The sequence below is a fragment of the Sporosarcina sp. So3-204 genome (assembly GCF_058068165.1).
The window spans coordinates 3214187-3230955 of sequence record NZ_CM176485.1 but is presented as its reverse complement, the minus strand read 5'-3'; the positions used below and the strand labels follow the sequence as shown (position 1 = coordinate 3230955).

Here is a 16769-nt window from a genome sequence, read left to right as displayed (position 1 = left end):
GTATAAACTAACAATTCATTAGAAGGAGACGGTAAAAATGATTAGTGAAAAATTAGCAGGTGCATTAAATGAACAAATGAATAATGAATTCGCGGCAGCTCAAACATACTTATCAATGGCTTCTTATTGCGAACACAGCAATTATAACGGTTTTGCACATTACTTCCTGCAACAAGTAGAAGAAGAACGGATGCACGCGATGAAAGTTTATTCATATTTAAATGATCGTGGCTTCCATGCTGTAATTTCAGCTATTCCGGCTCCAGCAACATCGTTTGAAAGTATACTCCATACATTTGAAGTTGCATTGGCACAAGAAAAAGAGGTTACAAAGTCATTTTATCGAATTATGGATATGGCGTGGGAAGAGAAGGAGCATGCAACAATTTCTTTCCTCAATTGGTTCCTTGATGAACAAGTTGAAGAAGAGGCAACGTTTGATAAACATATTGAATATTTAAGAAGAATTCGTGAAGATAAAAACGCACTGTTTATTTATGAAAAAGAGCTTGGACAAAGACAATTTACGGAAGAGTAAACTATGGTAACTTAGTCTGTCTCAAATAAGGGACAGAGATTTTTGGAGAAGTTACTGCTGTTGTATTTAAATTAAAAAAATACTTAGTTAAATTCAGTGCTCTGATAATATTTCTAATTAAGAGTAGCGCCCTTCGTACGATAGGAGGGCGCTATTTGATGTTTATATTTACGTGGTTTGAATTTATTCCTATTAATTTCCCTATAAACATTGAGTAGTCTATCATTATCTTTATGAAGAATACATTTCCTTTAGTGATGGCTTTAAGTAAGGGTTCTAGTTTTCCTTCATTCAACTCTCTAAATCGTTTGGCATAATTAGCAGGAAATGGCATAGAATCTATTTATACGGGGAATTTTCCTATATGTATTTCACTAGTACAGGAGAGGGGTTGTAATTATTGGCATACACGGATAATTACGAAAGGGATGTCTATGGTACCATGTCATTTTGGTTACGGAATGATTATGATCATGGTCGTTTCTTTGACAGGGAAATTAGTTATCATGAACCAGAACTTGCAAAAGCAAACCAGCATATGCTCGTGCAGTTGGGCAATGTATTCACTAGGGTAGAAGAGAAAAAGGAGGACTTGGGTACATTACTTCATGATGCTAAGCATGTTACCAATGAGTTTGTCAGTTTACTTTCCTACACGATGGATAGGGCTTTACATTGTAATGTTATCATTTCAACGCCAACCTCACTTCTTGACCATATGATTCGGGAAGCAGAAGAGTCATTGAATATCTTTGCAGTGCTAGAATCGGGTAAGGAACTCACGCCTGCGAATGCGAATATGCATACCAGTCTAATGTGGTTAAGGCAAATGTCCGATCATCTTGGGTTCATACGTCATTATCTGGATACAACAAATTATCAACTGCATGAAGAATTGCTTGCAAAGATACAAAAGTTTAACAACTTTCTGCTTCAAGCGCAGGCAATGAACACGATGTTACGTCATCCACGTAATGAAATATCACCTGCACAGGAAACCTTTGATAAAATGCTTATTACTAACCTTAAGGAAATAGAAATGGATTGGCTTGGAATCGATGCCTTAATAAAAAGGTGTGCATTAATTACGACAGCACCACCGGATTTGTTAGAGCATATCGCAAGAGAGGCCCACCATACATGGAAGAATCTTGAGGAAAAGGTACTTCGTTAAATGCTTAACCCGGAAGTTACAACATATACGAAAAGTGATTGAACCAATTGGTTCAATCACTTTTTTTCTTTATTAATGAAGGGTTAAGAATTCAATTGAATCCCTGGCGGACAACTCCCTCTATTTTACTTGCCCACACCCAAATGAATAGTGGGGAATAGAATAGGAGAGTATCAAAAAATATATGAAAGCGGTGTTTAGGATGAACACAAATAATGTTCAATCGCAAGGAAATAATGGATTAGGGGAGTCTATAATTAGGAAGAGATGGGATCCAATTTGCAAGTCATATCAAAACTATGGTGTATTACTTCCTAATCCCACATCAGGAGAAACTAACTATGGAGGGGTATATCCAAACATGCCTTATGGTCCTGTTTATGCCTATCCAACCTTTCCATTTAAACATGACCAACAAATGTACGATAGCTCGGTGTGGTGGAAATAGACCAAGTATCCTTAGAGTAAACACGAGTTGTGTGAAAATAGGGAACTTTTTCGGTGCGCACGAAGAATAGCCGTCTATTACGATTTTTTAATCGAATAGACGGCTTCTTCTTTATTGTTTGACCTTAATCTATATCTTTGATATTATAGGGGTACAGGGTATATGTACTTGGTGAGGAGTGGCATTATGCAGAATACAACAAAAACAACTGTCCAACCAAACAAACAACAGCTTCTCAACCGCTTAAAGCGTGTTGAAGGACAAGTAAGAGGAATACATCAGATGGTTGAGAATGACCGATATTGTGTGGATATTTTACATCAGATTAGTGCAATTCAATCAGCAATGAATAAGGTTTCTTTAGCTCTCTTAGAGGATCATACGCATCATTGTGTCGCAAATGCGATTAAAGGCCAAGATGGAGAAGCAGCCATAAAAGAACTAATGGCTGTTATGAAAACAATGACGAAATAAAATGTAAGCTATTTTGGCTATTTAAATAAATTACAATATAGGAGGTCATTAAAATGACTGAAATAATAAAAGTGCAAGGCATGTCTTGCGCCCATTGTGTGAATGCAATTGAGGAAAGCGTAGGTAATCTTAAAGGTGTTACTTCTGTAAAAGTCGAGCTTAGTAGCGGTGAGGTTACTGTTGATTTTAATAATGAATTGACAACATTGAATCTGATTCAAGAAACAATAGAAGACCAAGGTTTCGACGTCAATTAAACTGTTGGAATCATTTGAATATAACTTAGGGGTAGGTTGAGAGAAATGATTATACCATTTGGTGTAATTATTCTTTTTGAGTGAATTATACCCCTATATAGTATTGGAGGAAAGATAGATGTCGAAGACTGAACAAACATTGCAAATTAATGGGATGACATGTGCAGCTTGTGCAAACCGTATTGAAAAGGGACTTTCCAAAATAGAGGGTGTTGAAAAAGCGAATGTAAACTTTGCTTTAGAAAGATCGACAATCATTTATGACCCAGAGAAAACAAATGTAAATGAATTTATAGAAAGAGTTGAAAAATTGGGCTATGGCGTCATACAAGAAAAAGAGACGTTTGATATATCAGGTATGACGTGCTCGGCGTGTGCAGCAAGAATTGAAAAAAGAATTAATAGGATGGATGGTGTTTCAAATGCTTCGGTTAACTTTGCTATTGAAACACTGGTTGTTGAATACAACGATACTGAAATCAAACCTTCTGACATGGTTACGGCTGTAAAAAAAATGGGCTTCGAGTTGACGCCTAAACAAGATAGTAAAGAGAACATTGATCACAAAGAGGAAGAAATTCATAAGCAACAACGAAAGTTCATCTTTTCACTTGTATTAACAATTCCGTTGTTATGGACAATGGTTGCCCATTTTAGTTTTCTATCATTTATTTATTTGCCGGCTATTCTTATGAACCCGTGGTTACAACTTGTGCTCGCAACACCGGTTCAATTTATTGTTGGTGGTCAATTTTATAAAGGAGCATACAACGCTTTGCGAAATAAAAGTGCAAATATGGATGTATTAGTTGCGCTTGGTACTAGCGCAGCTTACTTTTATAGTCTATATCTTGCGTTGGAATGGGTAAAGGCAGGAAGCGTCGGAATGCCAGAGCTCTATTTTGAAGCATCTGCTGTCATCATTACATTAATCGTACTCGGTAAATTATTTGAAGCCCGTGCAAAAGGGAAAACAAGTCAGGCAATTCAAAAGCTACTAGGTATGCAGGCTAAAACTGCCCGATTACTGATAAACGGAATTGAAAAAGAAGTTCCAATTGAAGAAGTCGTATTTGGGGATATTATTCTTGTGAAGCCAGGTGAAAAAATACCGGTGGACGGAGAAATCATTGAAGGATATTCCGCAATTGATGAATCAATGATTACAGGTGAAAGTGTTCCTATTGATAAGGTTTCTGGAGATACAGTGATTGGCGCAACAATTAATAAAAATGGTTCTTTGCAAATAAAAGCGATAAAAGTAGGGAAAGATACAGCGTTAGCACAAATTGTGAAAGTGGTTGAAGAAGCACAAGGATCTAAAGCGGATATTCAACGCTTGGCGGATCGAATTTCAGGTGTGTTTGTACCAATAGTAGTTATGATTGCGGTCGTAACATTCATCGTGTGGTATTTTGTGACAGGTGATTTCCGTTCTGCTTTAATTCCAACAATATCTATTTTGGTCATCGCTTGTCCTTGTGCACTTGGTTTGGCAACGCCGACATCGATTATGGCGGGTTCAGGTAGAGCTGCTGAAATGGGGATTTTGTTTAAAGGCGGTGAACATTTGGAGAATACACGGATAATTGATACCGTTGTGTTGGATAAAACAGGAACAGTGACAAAAGGTGAACCTGCTTTGACAAATATCACAGTGACAGATGGGTTTAAGGAAGATGAAATACTGCAACTAATCGCGACAGCTGAAAATAAATCCGAACATCCATTGGCACAAGCAATTGTTCAAGGTGTAAAAGAAAAAGGTCTTTCGCTACTTGAAACGACTGATTTTGAAGCGTTGCCGGGATATGGCATTCGGGCTGTAGTTGGTGGTAAAGAAATTTATGTAGGGACAAGAAAATTGATGCATTCACATCAAATCGACCTTTTGGATGTAGAATCTACGATGGAAGCATTTGAAAGTGAAGGGAAAACAGCGATGCTTATTTCCGTGGATAAGCAAATTGCTGGAGTCGTTGCTGTAGCAGATACAGTGAAAGAGACATCTAAAGAAGCAATTACGAGAATGCAGGAATTGGGTTTGGATGTCATCATGCTGACAGGCGATAACCAACGAACTGCTGAAGCAATCTCTCGACAAGTTGGACTCACGAAAGTAATTGCCGAAGTTTTACCTGAGCAGAAAAGTGAGGAGATTAAAAAGCTTCAAGACCAAGGTAAAAAAGTGGCAATGGTTGGGGATGGGATTAACGATGCACCTGCACTTGCTATGGCGGATATCGGTATGGCTGTCGGAACAGGTACTGATATTGCGATTGAAGCTGCGGATATTACACTGATGCGTGGGGATTTAAATAGCGTAGTGGATGCTATTATTATGAGTAGGAAAACAATGCGAAATATAAAGCAGAATTTATTTTTTGCTTTCTTTTACAACATAATTGGAATCCCAATTGCTGCAATTGGCTTATTGGCACCGTGGGTTGCTGGAGCAGCGATGGCGTTTAGTTCAGTATCTGTCGTGTTGAATGCGTTACGTCTTCAGAAAGTAAATACTAAGAGTTGATAACAAAAAACAATTTAAACATCCTATTCCGACGTTGTCAAAAGTTGGAAGAGGATACGCAGGAACAATAGGAGGTCTCGGTACACTCATCGGTACTCCTCCAAATATTATTTTGGTAGCACAAGTCAAACAATTATTTGATGTAGAAATTTCTTTTGCAAGCTGGATGTTAGTTGCAGTCCCTATAGTTGTTGTGCTTCTATTCTTTGCATGGGTTTACTTAGGTAGGTTTGCATTTAAGATGACTATCAAAGGATTGCCCGGTGGGAAGGAAGTTATAGAGAAAGAGCATCTTCTTCTCGGAAAGACAACATATGAAGAAAAAGTTGTAGGTTCTATTTTTGCATTTGCGGCATTTATGTGGATTACACGTGAATTTATATGGATAAATATTATTCCAGATTTAAAGGATGGTATGATTGCAGTTCTTGCAGCTTCTCTACTTTTTGCTATACCTACGTCTAGAAAATATGGGAAGCGAATTCTTGATTGGGAGGATTCAAAAGAGATACCTTGGGGGATTCTTCTACTGTTTGGGGGCGGACTTGCAATAGCAGCAGGTTTTCGTGAAACAGGTCTCTCTGAGTGGATAGGCACACAACTTACTGTTCTTGATGGTTTTAATATAGTAATAATCATGGCATTTTCAGCCTTACTCGTCCTTGTACTGACTGAGTTTACGTCTAATACGGCGACTGCTACAATGATATTGCCTGTGCTAGCTGCTCTTGCATTATCATTGGATATTCATCCTTATGCTTTGATGGTTCCTGCTGCTATGGCGGCAAACTGTGCATTTATGCTACCTGTTGGCACACCTCCGAATGCGATAATATTTGGAACAGGAAAGCTGAGAATTGTTGAGATGGTAAGGGTGGGTTTCGTAGTTAATATACTTGTGTTGGTATTAATTGTACTCGCTGCTTATTATTTAATGCCACTTTTCTGGGGTATTGATTTAAATGTTGTACCGCTTTCGTTTTATTAAATAAAGAATGGCTTGTGTAGTTATGATGACCAACTTGCCATACAGAAAGCCGATTCCTAGCGCATATAGGAATCGGCTTTTATGTATTTGAAAGGTCATTTTTCAAAGTGGTATAAGAAGCACAAAAAAACTTGATTTTTAAACTTGTCATGTACATATTCACGTGATATTATATGAATGTAAACAAATTATACAACTAATTAGACAAGTGTACAGAGTTGTTTTTATTTAAGGGTAATGACATGCAACTTATTGGATATGCTATGAAAGCGTATTCACTAATTTCCAAAAAAACAAAGAAATAAAAAAAGAGGAGAATGCAAAATGACAGCACAAGAACATAAACAAACACCACATATTCAACCAAACGGGGTAGAGATTGCAGAGACAATTCTTTTACCAGGTGATCCTTTGAGAGCTAAATTTATTGCTGAAAACTATTTGGAGAACGTTGAGCAATTTAATTCAGTTCGGAATATGCTTGGTTATACAGGTACATTTAACGGCAAGAAGATTTCAGTTATGGGAACGGGTATGGGGACGCCGAGTATGAGTCTTTATTCTTGGGAATTAATTAATATTTTCGGTGTGAAGAATTTAATTCGTATCGGTTCTGCTGGAGCAATTCAAGATGATTTGAATATGTATGATATTGTTTTTGCAATGGGTGCATCAACTGATTCCAATTATGTGGACCAATATAATTTACCAGGGCATTATTCAAATATTGCTTCGTTTGATTTGCTTGAGAAAGCAAAAAAAGTAGCAGATGGAAAAGGCTTTGAGGTGAAAATTGGAAACGTTCTTTCAAGCGATGTGTTTTATAGTGCTGACACAACGGCATTAAAAAAATGGAGTGATATGGGAATTTTAGCTGTTGAAATGGAGGCGGCTGGTCTTTATATGAATGCTGCACATGCTGGTGTTAACGCACTTTGTATTTTAACTATAAGTGATCTTATTTTCAAAAATGAGCAGACGACGGTTGAGGAAAGACAAACCGCATTTACAAAAATGATGGAAATCGCTTTAGAACTAGCTTAAATCTAAGTCTGTTCATTTCTGTTATCTCCTGTTTAATACGCATATACAAATGAAATATAAACTTTGCGAGGAAGTGTAGAGATGACTAAAGTAAAACAAGTAGCAAATAATGAACAAATAGTAAATGTGAAAAAAGCAATTCCTGTCATATTGATTTTGTTTGTATTCTCATTAATCATAGACAACTCATTTAAAATCATTTCAGTTGATTTGGCTAAAGATTTTGGTCTGTCACCTACAACAGTCAGTTGGCAAGTAACTTTAGCAGGACTTGTGATTGGCATTGGAGCAGTCGTTTATGCGACGCTTGCGGATACAATTAGTGTGCGAACTTTATTGGTCGCCGGAATCTTGTTGATTTGTATCGGTTCCATTATGGGCTTTATTCTACAACATTCGTTTGCTCTTGTTGTACTAGCGAGAATTATACAATCTGCGGGTTTAGCTGCAACTGAAACTTTGTATATTATATTTGTTGCAAAGAATATGCCAAAAGAACAGCAGAAAATGTTTTTGGGATTTAGTACAAGCGCCTATTCCATTGCACTTGTGATTGGTACGTTGACCGGCGGATATGTATCTACATATTTGAATTGGACAACATTGTTTCTAATCCCATTGCTGACTCTTTTAATACTGCCTTTCATACTCAAGTATCTTCCGAAAGAAAAATCTAAAGGCTTTAAAGTTGATATAATTGGATTATTGTTAGTTGCTGTAGTTGCTGCTGCATTAATATTATATGTAACGAAGTTTAACTGGATAAATTTCGGCTTATTCATTGCATCATTAGTACTGTTTCTTCTGTATATAAGTAAAAGCACCAAAGCTTTCATTGGAATTACATTCTTTAAAAATAAACGCATGCTATCAGTCTTAGGTGTGGCATTCATCATATATACGCTACAACTAGCATATATCTTCATGTTCCCATTCCTTATTGAATCCATATATGGAATGAAACTAGATAAGATATCACTATTATTTATTCCTGCTTATGTGTTAGCAACGATTATAGGTGCAATGTCCGGTAAAATTGCTCAGTTTTTAGGGAATAGACAATGTATCACTCTTGCGATTTCATTAATAACAATAAGTTTACTACTTGGTGGATTATTTGTTGAAACATCGATGTGGATATTTGTTTTCTCTATGATCTTATTCTCAGGTTCATTTGCATTAATGTACGCGCCTATGCTTGATACGTTGATCAGTACAATATCACCGGAACAATCGGGCACAGCTCTTGGTTTTTATAATTTATGCTTAAATATTGCTGCTTCAATCGGGATTGCTTATGTAGCGGCGATGATGGATAGTCAATTACTTAAACAGAATGTCCTTGGTTTTGTTGGGGAAGGAAACGCAAGTCTCTATAGTAATATCTTATTAATTCTTACTTTCATTTCACTTGTATCATTAATGGTATACTGGCTTTTAGTAGCTCGTAAAACAAAAAAAGCTTAATTAGTTGAATGAAATGAGCGTGATAAAAATGAATAGTGATATAAAAAATAATCATAGTCTTAAAAAGCCGCTTTATATAAAGGTGTATGACAAAATATTTAAACTGATTATGGATGGGGTATATCCCCCTGAGAGTCAATTGCCATCTGAACCGGAATTGGCAAAAATGATTGGCGTCAGCAGAATGACATTAAGACAAGCATTGGCTTTACTTCAAGATGATGGATTGGTGAAAAATATTCATGGTAAAGGGAATTTTATTATTAAAAATAAAAAAGACTCTGTACTGCCAGGTTTGGAAACTTTAGGAAACCCGATACACAAATGTCATAGTGAAACAATTGACGAAGTGGAAATGAATTTTAGACTTGATTTAGAAAGTGATTATACTCGGCAAGTGTTGAAAAGAAAAATGGCAGCTGTAGTGGCCATAGAGCGTTGGTATAAAAGTGATGATAAAGTTGTTGCATATGCCTTTACATTTATGGCCATTGAAACTGTAGCCGAATTAGACTTGGATTTGCAAGATGATAATCAAGTGCTAAATATGCTAGAAAAAGATATTTATAATATTGCGAACCACGCTTCTATAGATATTAAACGATCGACGGCAGGTAATGCTCCTTCGCAAAAGTATCATATCTTTGGTGGTGAGCAATGTGATCTAATTACCGAAAGTGTTTATCAAAATGAAAAGTATCCCCTTGTTTATAACAAATTCTATATTCCAAAGAGATTTAGCAAAATGCTCATTAATGCTACAAAGTGATACACTATAAAGCTTCATTATTTTGGTTGTACAATAAATGACGTTAGGGAAAGAAAATCGCCTCTCCACGAAACAGGAGAAAGAGATGGAATTTCACTAACGTCATTTTCTTATAAATTTGGGGCCAATTTAAGTAGAAACAGGCTTTATATACGTTCTTAGACGTATATAAAGCCTGTTTTTTTTTGATCAATTTTTTAGGGTTATTAAGCTTAGAACTAGCACATAATAGAGATTGTTAGAAAAAATATTGGAAGGTGATATAAGTATGCAGCTATTTGAAGTAGAACCATTATTTGAAGGACAAGTACATGAACGGCTCCAGTTTAAGTTTGTATATGAAGGAAATGACTACCAAGGTCTTTTTGAAGAAGGGGAGATTAAATGGTATCATCCAAAACCCGAAGAATCGCTTGAAGAAGCGGTTATTGACGTTATTGAATCTAAAGTTCACGATTTAATAAAAAATTACTTACAATAAAGAAAAGAGCCTCACACAGAAAAAATGGCGTGGGGCTCTTCTTTATTAAAAGTTTGGCATAACTTTCCTAGCGAAAAGTATGAGCCAAGTACTAAGAACAAAAGGCATAGTAAATGCAGGAAGTCCGAATGGGATGAGCCAGGTAGACAAGCTAGCTGTTACAGGTACGGTTAATGCGGCACCTATGACGCCTGTTAATATTGCATAGCGATTCTCGCTTGTATTGAATACAACAGTAACAGCAAGAATTGTTAAAATCGCATTGTATCCGTAAAGCCCCATATAGATTAAAGTATTCTCAGCACCTAGTCCATAAGCAACTAAAAGAGAAGTTGCGTTACCAATTATTGCATACACGCCAAATCTCCAGCCTGCCCAAAATATGGCCACGAATATCAATATTCCAGATAAAATCGAATGGAGGAAAAAGATTTGTCCGATGCCATTCATTGCTCCTTGTAGCAAGTCGATTTTGCCGGCGATATCTAATTGCCAGTGAGATAAATCCTGTGGAGCCAAATCGGGTGATATTTTGAACGCTTGTAGTTTATAAGCGGATAGAAGGACTAACCATGAAACAATAATATATGGAAAAGTTAATACTGGTATACCTGTATTTTTCATAGCATGCATCATAGCAGCTGTAACAACTGCTGAAAGTGCCGCCCCAAATAGAGCTATAATCCAATGATTAGGTCCTGTTAAAAACAACATTAAGGCAAGTCCAGTTAGTACAGGATTAAATCCATGAAGACCCAAGTTTATACTTTGTTCATCTGCGCCACCTATTTTTGCTACGCCAGTTCCTATTAAAGCGGATAAAAGCGCTATAATTCCTAGTTTAAATGACATAGAGGTGATTGCAAGTAGAATAATGATACCAGTAATAACATTATCTATAAACATTACTTGTGATATTCCTTTAAATGATGCTGAAAGGAATGAAACAAGTGTACCTCCGGTTCGTGGCTTTCGTATTTCGTTTGGCATAACACTCTTCCCTTCTGATTGGTTAGTACTCCTTTATAAATGTTTTTATGTTGTTAAGGCGATTAAATCTATGCCGTCAATAAACTGTATAAAGGAACCTTTTTATTTTACTCGCTTTTAATTCACATTGAAAGGGTAAATAGTTCCAAGTTCCTAGAATTAATTAATATTGCCAAATGGTATAAGCGCGGCCAAACTGGGCAAATTGACTAATGTATGATTATTTTTAAACGTAATTCTATTTCATAGTAATTTATTTTTTTACCAAAGGAGGAAATTTATCAATGCATTTATTACCGCGTGAAATTGACAAGCTTATGATTGTCGTAGCAGCAGATGTTGCGAAGAGACGAAAAGAAAGAGGACTTAAATTAAATCATCCTGAGGCTGTAGCACTCATCACGTATGAAGTGATTGAGGGAGCCCGCGATGGAAAAACCGTAGCACAGTTAATGGAGTACGGGGCAAGAATCTTGGGAAGCGATGATGTTATGGATGGTATACCCGAAATGATTCATGATATTCAGGTAGAAGCAACTTTTCCGGATGGAACCAAACTTGTAACTGTACACACACCGATTAAATAAAAAGTGACAGGAGGACTACTTAATGATACCGGGACAATATATTTTGAAAGATGAAGATATCATTATTAATGAGGGAAAGCTGATTCACCATGTAACAGCTATAAATACCGGGGATCGTCCTATTCAAATAGGATCTCATTTTCATTTTTATGAAGTGAATGAAGCGCTAAAATTCAACAGAGAAGATGCATTCGGAAAACGTTTAAATATTCCTGCTGGAGCAGCTGTTCGTTTTGAACCTGGTGATGAAAAAGAAGTTGAACTAATATGTTATTCAGGTGAACAGAAGGTCTATGGTTTTAATAATAAAGTTGACGGTTCAGTTGAAAGAGGGTGTAGTCATTGAGTTTTAATGTTCCTAGAAAGCAGTATGCACAAATGTATGGACCAACTACAGGGGATTCTATTCGCTTAGCAGATACAGATTTATTTATCCAAATTGAAAAAGACCATACCAAATATGGTGACGAAGTTGTTTTTGGTGGTGGAAAAGTAATTCGGGATGGTATGGGGCAGCATCCTTTGGCGGTGCGAGCAGATGGTGTAGCGGATGTAGTCATAACAAACGCAATTATCTTAGACTATACCGGGATTATTAAAGCAGATATTGCAATTCGTGATGGGAAAATTGCTGGCATAGGAAAAGCTGGTAATCCACTAATCATGGATGGTGTAGATATTATTATCGGTGCTTCAACTGAAATTATTGCCGGGGAAGGTACTATCGTGACAGCTGGCGGAATAGATACCCATGTTCACTTTATTAATCCAGCACAAATCGAGACTGCATTAGCATCTGGTGTTACAACGCTAATTGGTGGGGGTACAGGACCAGCGGCAGGATCAAAAGCAACAACCGTATCACCAGGTGAATGGAATATACATCGTATGTTAGAGGCGGCAGAAGGAATGCCTATTAACGTAGGTTTTACGGGTAAGGGACAAGCTGCATCCGAAGGGCCACTTGAGGAACAAGTACTCGCAGGTGCAATTGGTTTGAAAGTACATGAAGATTGGGGTTCAACGGCTTCAGCACTTGATTATGCGTTAAGAGTAGCAGATAAATATGATGTGCAAGTAGCCCTTCATGCAGATACTTTGAATGAGGGTGGGTTTATGGAAAACACCATGGCGGCAATTAAAGATCGTGTTATTCATATGTATCATACGGAAGGCGCTGGCGGCGGTCATGCCCCAGACTTAATCAAATCAGCGAGTTATATGAACGTATTACCATCATCTACGAACCCCACATTACCATACACGGTTAATACAGTAGATGAACATCTCGATATGTTAATGGTTTGTCATCATTTAAATCCATCTATTCCGGAAGACTTAGCATTTGCAGATTCACGGATTAGACGTGAAACAATTGCTGCGGAAGATGTCCTGCAAGATATGGGTGTTTTTAGTATGGTTAGCTCTGATGCGCAAGCTATGGGACGAGTGGGAGAAGTGATTTTACGCACTTGGCAAACAGCAGATAAAATGAAGAAACAAAGAGGGATAATGGAAGGCGATAGCGAGCATTCCGACAATAATCGTGTCAAGCGATTTGTAGCGAAATATACGATTAACCCCGCTATTACACATGGTATCTCTGAACATGTCGGCTCAATTGAAGTTGGAAAGATTGCCGATCTCGTCATTTGGTCACCTGCATTTTTCGGCGTAAAGCCCGAAATGATTTTGAAAAATGGGTTTGCTGTAGAAAGTTTAATGGGTGATGCCAATGCGTCGATTCCGACACCACAACCAGTTATATACCGCCCTATGTACGCACAATATGGTAAGGCGCTTTCCTCAAGTTCAATCACATTTATTTCTCAAGCTGCTTTTGATAATAAAGTGCATGAGAAACTAGGCTTGCAGAAAATGATTCTTCCTGTCCGAGGTATCCGTAATTTAACAAAGAAAGATATGAAGCTAAATTTTGAAACACCTGAAATTACAGTAGATCCACAAACTTATGAAGTGAAAGTAAATGGTGAGCTCATAACCTGTGAACCGTTAGATATAGTGCCAATGGGCCAACGATATTTCTTATTTTGAGGTGAGTGCATTGATTGTAGAAGAAATTGTAACAAATATTGAACAAATGAGTAAAGATGAGATAAATGAGCGCCATATTGAAAAAGTGTATCTTGAAAGTGCTTTTCTAATGAAGCGAGTTCAGAGAGTGAAGACGGATCACGGTAAAGAAATTGGTATTCGTTTAAAAAGACCGAAAGATTTAATAGCTGGCGATGTTTTGTTTATGGATGATAAAAACTTAATCATTATTGATGTGCTTTCAGATGATTTATTAGTTATAAGTCCTCGAGACATTAAAGAAATGGGTAGCATTGCACATCAACTAGGAAATCGCCATTTACCTGCACAATTTGTAGAGGAGGATATGCTTGTTCAATATGATTACCTTGTCGAAGATTTATTGAAAAAGCTGCAAATTCCTTATAAGCGAGATGAGCGGAAAGTGAAACAAGCATTCAGACATATTGGGCATAGCCATGACTAAAAACACACTTTCCTTATTCCAACTATGCGATTCTAATTTTCCTACTGGATCGTTTAGTCATTCTTTTGGGCTAGAGACGTACATTCAACAAGATGTAGTGCAAAACAAAGAAACGTTTCAGCAATGGCTTTATGCTTATTTAAATGAGCAGCTCATCTATTCGGATGGGCTTGCTTCTCATTTAGTTTACGAAGCATTGGAAAGAGATGACTTTGAAGCGATATGGCATTTAGATCGGCTTTTAACTGTTCAAAATCTACCGCGTGAATCAAGGGAAGGAACTCAAAAAATAGGACAACGAATGTTGAAACTTGTTGAGTCTCTATATAAGATTCCCGTATTAGAAATGTATACAGAGCGAGTTCAGCAAAAAAAGTCTTTTGCGCATCCCGCGATTGTATTTACGATTGTAGGTCATTACCTAGGAGTGTCATCTTCCGATACGACAAACTACTACTTATACTCAGCCGTTTTAAGCTTGGTGCAAAATGGTGTACGGGCCATTCCATTAGGACAAACAGAAGGGCAGAAAATTATCCAGGAGTTTCAAGAAACTTTGGCGGCAACAGCTGAAAAGATTTTAAAATTAACGATAGAAGATTTTGGAATTGTTGCGCCTGGTTTAGAGTTATCACAAATGCATCATGAACGTGTCAGAATTAGAATATTTATGTCTTAATTATAAAAAGGAAGTGTTCGTTATGGGACCAATAAAAATTGGCGTTGGAGGACCTGTTGGGTCGGGAAAAACAATGTTAGTTGAAAAGTTGACTCGTCATTTAAAAGATGAAATTAGCATGGCCGTTGTCACAAATGACATTTATACAAAAGAAGATGCCAAATTTCTAATCCAAAATGGTGTACTTACGGCAGATCGCATCATTGGTGTAGAAACAGGTGGCTGCCCACATACAGCAATACGTGAAGATGCCTCCATGAATTTCTCGGCTATCGATGAACTAACCGAGATGCATCCGGATGTTGAAATAATATTTGTCGAAAGTGGTGGCGATAATCTAGCCGCGACATTTAGTCCGGAACTTGTAGACTTTTCAATCTATATAATTGATGTAGCCCAAGGTGAGAAGATTCCACGAAAAGGTGGACAAGGAATGATTAAGTCAGACTTGTTTGTTATAAATAAAATTGATTTAGCGCCTTATGTCGGGGCAAGCCTTGAAGTGATGGAGTCTGACACGAAGGTGTTTCGAGGTAATAAGCCTTTTGTTTTCACGAATTTAAAAGATAATACTGGACTTGATCAAGTTATAGATTGGATTAGAAAAAATGTCCTGTTAAAGGGATTGGATTAAAGTGGAAGAGTGGACTGGGCTTTTAGATTTAGATGTAGAAGAACGCAGTGGTAAAACTGTTCCTAAAAATGTGTACTTTCAAGGTGCGTTTAAAGTGATGCGTCCAATTTATCATGATGGTTCAGGTCAAGCTTGTTATTATATATTAAATCCAGGCGGCGGTTATTTAGATGGAGATCGTTATCGCATGAAAATTACGCTTGAGAAAAACGCCAAACTAACTTTGACAACGCAATCAGCAACAAAAGTATATAAAACACCGCGTACAGAAGCGTATCAGGAAACTGAAGTTGAACTGAAAGAAGGAAGTTATTTTGAGTACATTCCTGACCCGTTAATTGCTTATAAAAATGCCAGATATAAGCAAAAAAACGTATTCCGAATGGCGAAGGGTGCTGTACTCCTTTATACAGATATACTTACCCCAGGTTGGTCTCCTGAAGGTGAAAATTTCAGCTATGATACGCTCCAACTTATAAATGAAATCTATAGTGAAAATGAGTTAATTGCTTATGATCATGTAAGATTAAATCCATTAAACCAAAATATGAATGAGCTTGGATTTATGGAGGGATTTACACATCTAGGGTCTATGATTGTCGTCGGTGAACAGGTGGATGATGCCTTAATTGACCAGTTATATAAAACTTTGAATGAAGAAACTGCAGATAATAAAATTGGTATATCAAAGCTACCTATATCAGGATTCACACTGCGAGTATTTGCAAATAAGACGCAAACTATTGAAAGAATGTTCACTGCATGCCATAGTTTAATCAGCCAAGAGTGGTTTAATAAGAAACCCAGTTTCTTAAGAAAATATTAATGAACAGAACTCGGTTATCAACATGGCCGAGTTTTTTAAGGTTGATATGACTATGTTCCGATGATATAAATCATACAATCTAAGTACTAATTTTTAGGTATTAGAAATTTAGAGTGGATTTATGTTGATTCTTTTTTTTTTTTTTTTAGAATTAAATTTCTAGTAGTTTGACAATTCTTTAAAGTTTGTGTATTGTGATAAGCATTAACTTAATAGATTACTTTCTTATCCAGAGAGGTGGAGGGACTGGCCCTTTGAAGCCTCAGCAACAGACAATTTGTACTGTGCTAATTCCAGAAGTGTATTAACTTGGAGATGAGAAGAGAAATGAGCGTATACGCTAAACTCTTCTTTTACATAAG

Annotated in this window: 17 protein-coding genes, 1 pseudogene and 1 riboswitch; of the genes and pseudogenes, 17 read left to right on the top strand and 1 reads right to left on the bottom strand. The window is 37.0% G+C overall.

What is annotated here, in order from left to right; all coding sequences use genetic code 11:
- Positions 1–37 precede the first annotated feature (37 nt).
- The 10 genes and pseudogenes from AC3RV6_RS15935 to AC3RV6_RS15890 all read left to right on the top strand — a co-directional run bounded on the left by AC3RV6_RS15935 (position 38) and on the right by AC3RV6_RS15890 (position 10170).
- The gene (locus AC3RV6_RS15935) at positions 38–538 is read left to right on the top strand and encodes a ferritin (protein ID WP_489746949.1); all 501 of its coding nucleotides are present in this window, start codon (positions 38–40) and stop codon (positions 536–538) included.
- Positions 539–938: 400 nt separating this feature from the next.
- Positions 939–1712, top strand: a complete 774-nt coding sequence (locus tag AC3RV6_RS15930; RefSeq protein WP_489746948.1) for a DUF2935 domain-containing protein — start codon at positions 939–941, stop codon at positions 1710–1712.
- Between the two features lie 634 nt (positions 1713–2346).
- Positions 2347–2634 (top strand): metal-sensitive transcriptional regulator, encoded by a 288-nt coding sequence (locus AC3RV6_RS15925; RefSeq protein WP_489746947.1) that lies wholly within the window; start codon positions 2347–2349, stop codon positions 2632–2634.
- Positions 2635–2687: 53 nt separating this feature from the next.
- Positions 2688–2891 carry a copper chaperone CopZ gene (copZ, locus tag AC3RV6_RS15920; RefSeq protein ID WP_489746946.1) on the top strand — a complete coding sequence of 68 codons (204 nt, stop codon included), beginning with the start codon at positions 2688–2690 and terminating at the stop codon, positions 2889–2891.
- Positions 2892–3009: 118 nt separating this feature from the next.
- Positions 3010–5421: a heavy metal translocating P-type ATPase gene (locus AC3RV6_RS15915; RefSeq protein ID WP_489746945.1), complete on the top strand. Its 2412-nt coding sequence runs from the start codon at positions 3010–3012 to the stop codon at positions 5419–5421.
- Positions 5422–5473: 52 nt separating this feature from the next.
- Positions 5474–6409: pseudogene (locus AC3RV6_RS15910) on the top strand (SLC13 family permease); the annotation flags it as partial.
- A 324-nt stretch (positions 6410–6733) separates the two neighbouring features.
- Positions 6734–7453, top strand: a complete 720-nt coding sequence (gene deoD, locus AC3RV6_RS15905; protein ID WP_489746944.1) for a purine-nucleoside phosphorylase — start codon at positions 6734–6736, stop codon at positions 7451–7453.
- Between the two features lie 81 nt (positions 7454–7534).
- On the top strand, positions 7535–8920 hold the full coding sequence (locus AC3RV6_RS15900; RefSeq protein ID WP_489746943.1) for an MFS transporter: 1386 nt from the start codon (positions 7535–7537) through the stop codon (positions 8918–8920).
- A 28-nt stretch (positions 8921–8948) separates the two neighbouring features.
- Entirely contained in the window at positions 8949–9689 is a 741-nt protein-coding gene (locus AC3RV6_RS15895) for a GntR family transcriptional regulator (protein WP_489746942.1), read from the top strand.
- Positions 9690–9957: 268 nt separating this feature from the next.
- Positions 9958–10170, top strand: coding sequence for a DUF5342 family protein (locus AC3RV6_RS15890; RefSeq protein WP_489746941.1), 213 nt, complete (start codon positions 9958–9960; stop codon positions 10168–10170).
- 45 nt (positions 10171–10215) lie between these two features.
- Here the strand turns inward: AC3RV6_RS15890 and AC3RV6_RS15885 are convergent, their stop codons facing one another.
- Positions 10216–11160, bottom strand: a complete 945-nt coding sequence (locus tag AC3RV6_RS15885) for an urea transporter (protein WP_489746940.1) — start codon at positions 11158–11160, stop codon at positions 10216–10218.
- Positions 11161–11444: 284 nt separating this feature from the next.
- On the opposite strand from AC3RV6_RS15885, the gene AC3RV6_RS15880 reads away from it, so the two are divergent.
- Genes AC3RV6_RS15880 through AC3RV6_RS15850 form a run of 7 tightly spaced genes read left to right on the top strand, consistent with a single transcriptional unit; the run spans position 11445 to position 16407 of the window.
- A complete protein-coding gene (locus tag AC3RV6_RS15880) occupies positions 11445–11747 on the top strand; it encodes an urease subunit gamma (protein ID WP_489746939.1) in 303 nt (100 codons plus the stop codon).
- 22 nt (positions 11748–11769) lie between these two features.
- On the top strand, positions 11770–12093 hold the full coding sequence (gene ureB, locus AC3RV6_RS15875; protein WP_489746938.1) for an urease subunit beta: 324 nt from the start codon (positions 11770–11772) through the stop codon (positions 12091–12093).
- Entirely contained in the window at positions 12090–13802 is a 1713-nt protein-coding gene (ureC, locus tag AC3RV6_RS15870) for an urease subunit alpha (RefSeq protein ID WP_489746937.1), read from the top strand. The genes ureB and ureC overlap by 4 nt, the downstream gene beginning before the upstream one ends.
- Before the next feature lie 10 nt (positions 13803–13812).
- Complete coding sequence (gene ureE / locus AC3RV6_RS15865; protein ID WP_489746936.1) at positions 13813–14268, top strand: urease accessory protein UreE; 456 nt, start codon at positions 13813–13815, stop codon at positions 14266–14268.
- The gene (locus AC3RV6_RS15860; protein ID WP_489746935.1) at positions 14261–14947 is read left to right on the top strand and encodes an urease accessory protein UreF; all 687 of its coding nucleotides are present in this window, start codon (positions 14261–14263) and stop codon (positions 14945–14947) included. Before ureE ends, AC3RV6_RS15860 begins: the two co-directional genes overlap by 8 nt.
- Positions 14948–14969: 22 nt before the next feature.
- Positions 14970–15581 carry an urease accessory protein UreG gene (gene ureG / locus AC3RV6_RS15855; protein WP_489746934.1) on the top strand — a complete coding sequence of 204 codons (612 nt, stop codon included), beginning with the start codon at positions 14970–14972 and terminating at the stop codon, positions 15579–15581.
- A gap of 1 nt (position 15582) precedes the next feature.
- Positions 15583–16407: an urease accessory protein UreD gene (locus AC3RV6_RS15850; RefSeq protein WP_489746933.1), complete on the top strand. Its 825-nt coding sequence runs from the start codon at positions 15583–15585 to the stop codon at positions 16405–16407.
- 222 nt (positions 16408–16629) lie between these two features.
- Positions 16630–16729: riboswitch (SAM riboswitch) on the top strand.
- Positions 16730–16769 lie beyond the last annotated feature (40 nt).

Bases quoted from the DNA above. Each gene is read 5' to 3' on its own strand.
- AC3RV6_RS15880 (WP_489746939.1), top strand. From the start codon at position 11,445: ATGCATTTATTACCGCGTGAAATTGACAAGCTTATGATTGTCGTAGCA.
- deoD (WP_489746944.1), top strand. From the start codon at position 6,734: ATGACAGCACAAGAACATAAACAAACACCACATATTCAACCAAACGGG.
- ureG (WP_489746934.1), top strand. From the start codon at position 14,970: ATGGGACCAATAAAAATTGGCGTTGGAGGACCTGTTGGGTCGGGAAAA.
- AC3RV6_RS15895 (WP_489746942.1), top strand. From the start codon at position 8,949: ATGAATAGTGATATAAAAAATAATCATAGTCTTAAAAAGCCGCTTTAT.
- AC3RV6_RS15885 (WP_489746940.1), bottom strand. From the start codon at position 11,160: ATGCCAAACGAAATACGAAAGCCACGAACCGGAGGTACACTTGTTTCA.
- AC3RV6_RS15935 (WP_489746949.1), top strand. From the start codon at position 38: ATGATTAGTGAAAAATTAGCAGGTGCATTAAATGAACAAATGAATAAT.
- AC3RV6_RS15925 (WP_489746947.1), top strand. From the start codon at position 2,347: ATGCAGAATACAACAAAAACAACTGTCCAACCAAACAAACAACAGCTT.
- AC3RV6_RS15860 (WP_489746935.1), top strand. From the start codon at position 14,261: ATGACTAAAAACACACTTTCCTTATTCCAACTATGCGATTCTAATTTT.
- copZ (WP_489746946.1), top strand. From the start codon at position 2,688: ATGACTGAAATAATAAAAGTGCAAGGCATGTCTTGCGCCCATTGTGTG.
- AC3RV6_RS15915 (WP_489746945.1), top strand. From the start codon at position 3,010: ATGTCGAAGACTGAACAAACATTGCAAATTAATGGGATGACATGTGCA.
- ureB (WP_489746938.1), top strand. From the start codon at position 11,770: ATGATACCGGGACAATATATTTTGAAAGATGAAGATATCATTATTAAT.
- AC3RV6_RS15890 (WP_489746941.1), top strand. From the start codon at position 9,958: ATGCAGCTATTTGAAGTAGAACCATTATTTGAAGGACAAGTACATGAA.
- AC3RV6_RS15900 (WP_489746943.1), top strand. From the start codon at position 7,535: ATGACTAAAGTAAAACAAGTAGCAAATAATGAACAAATAGTAAATGTG.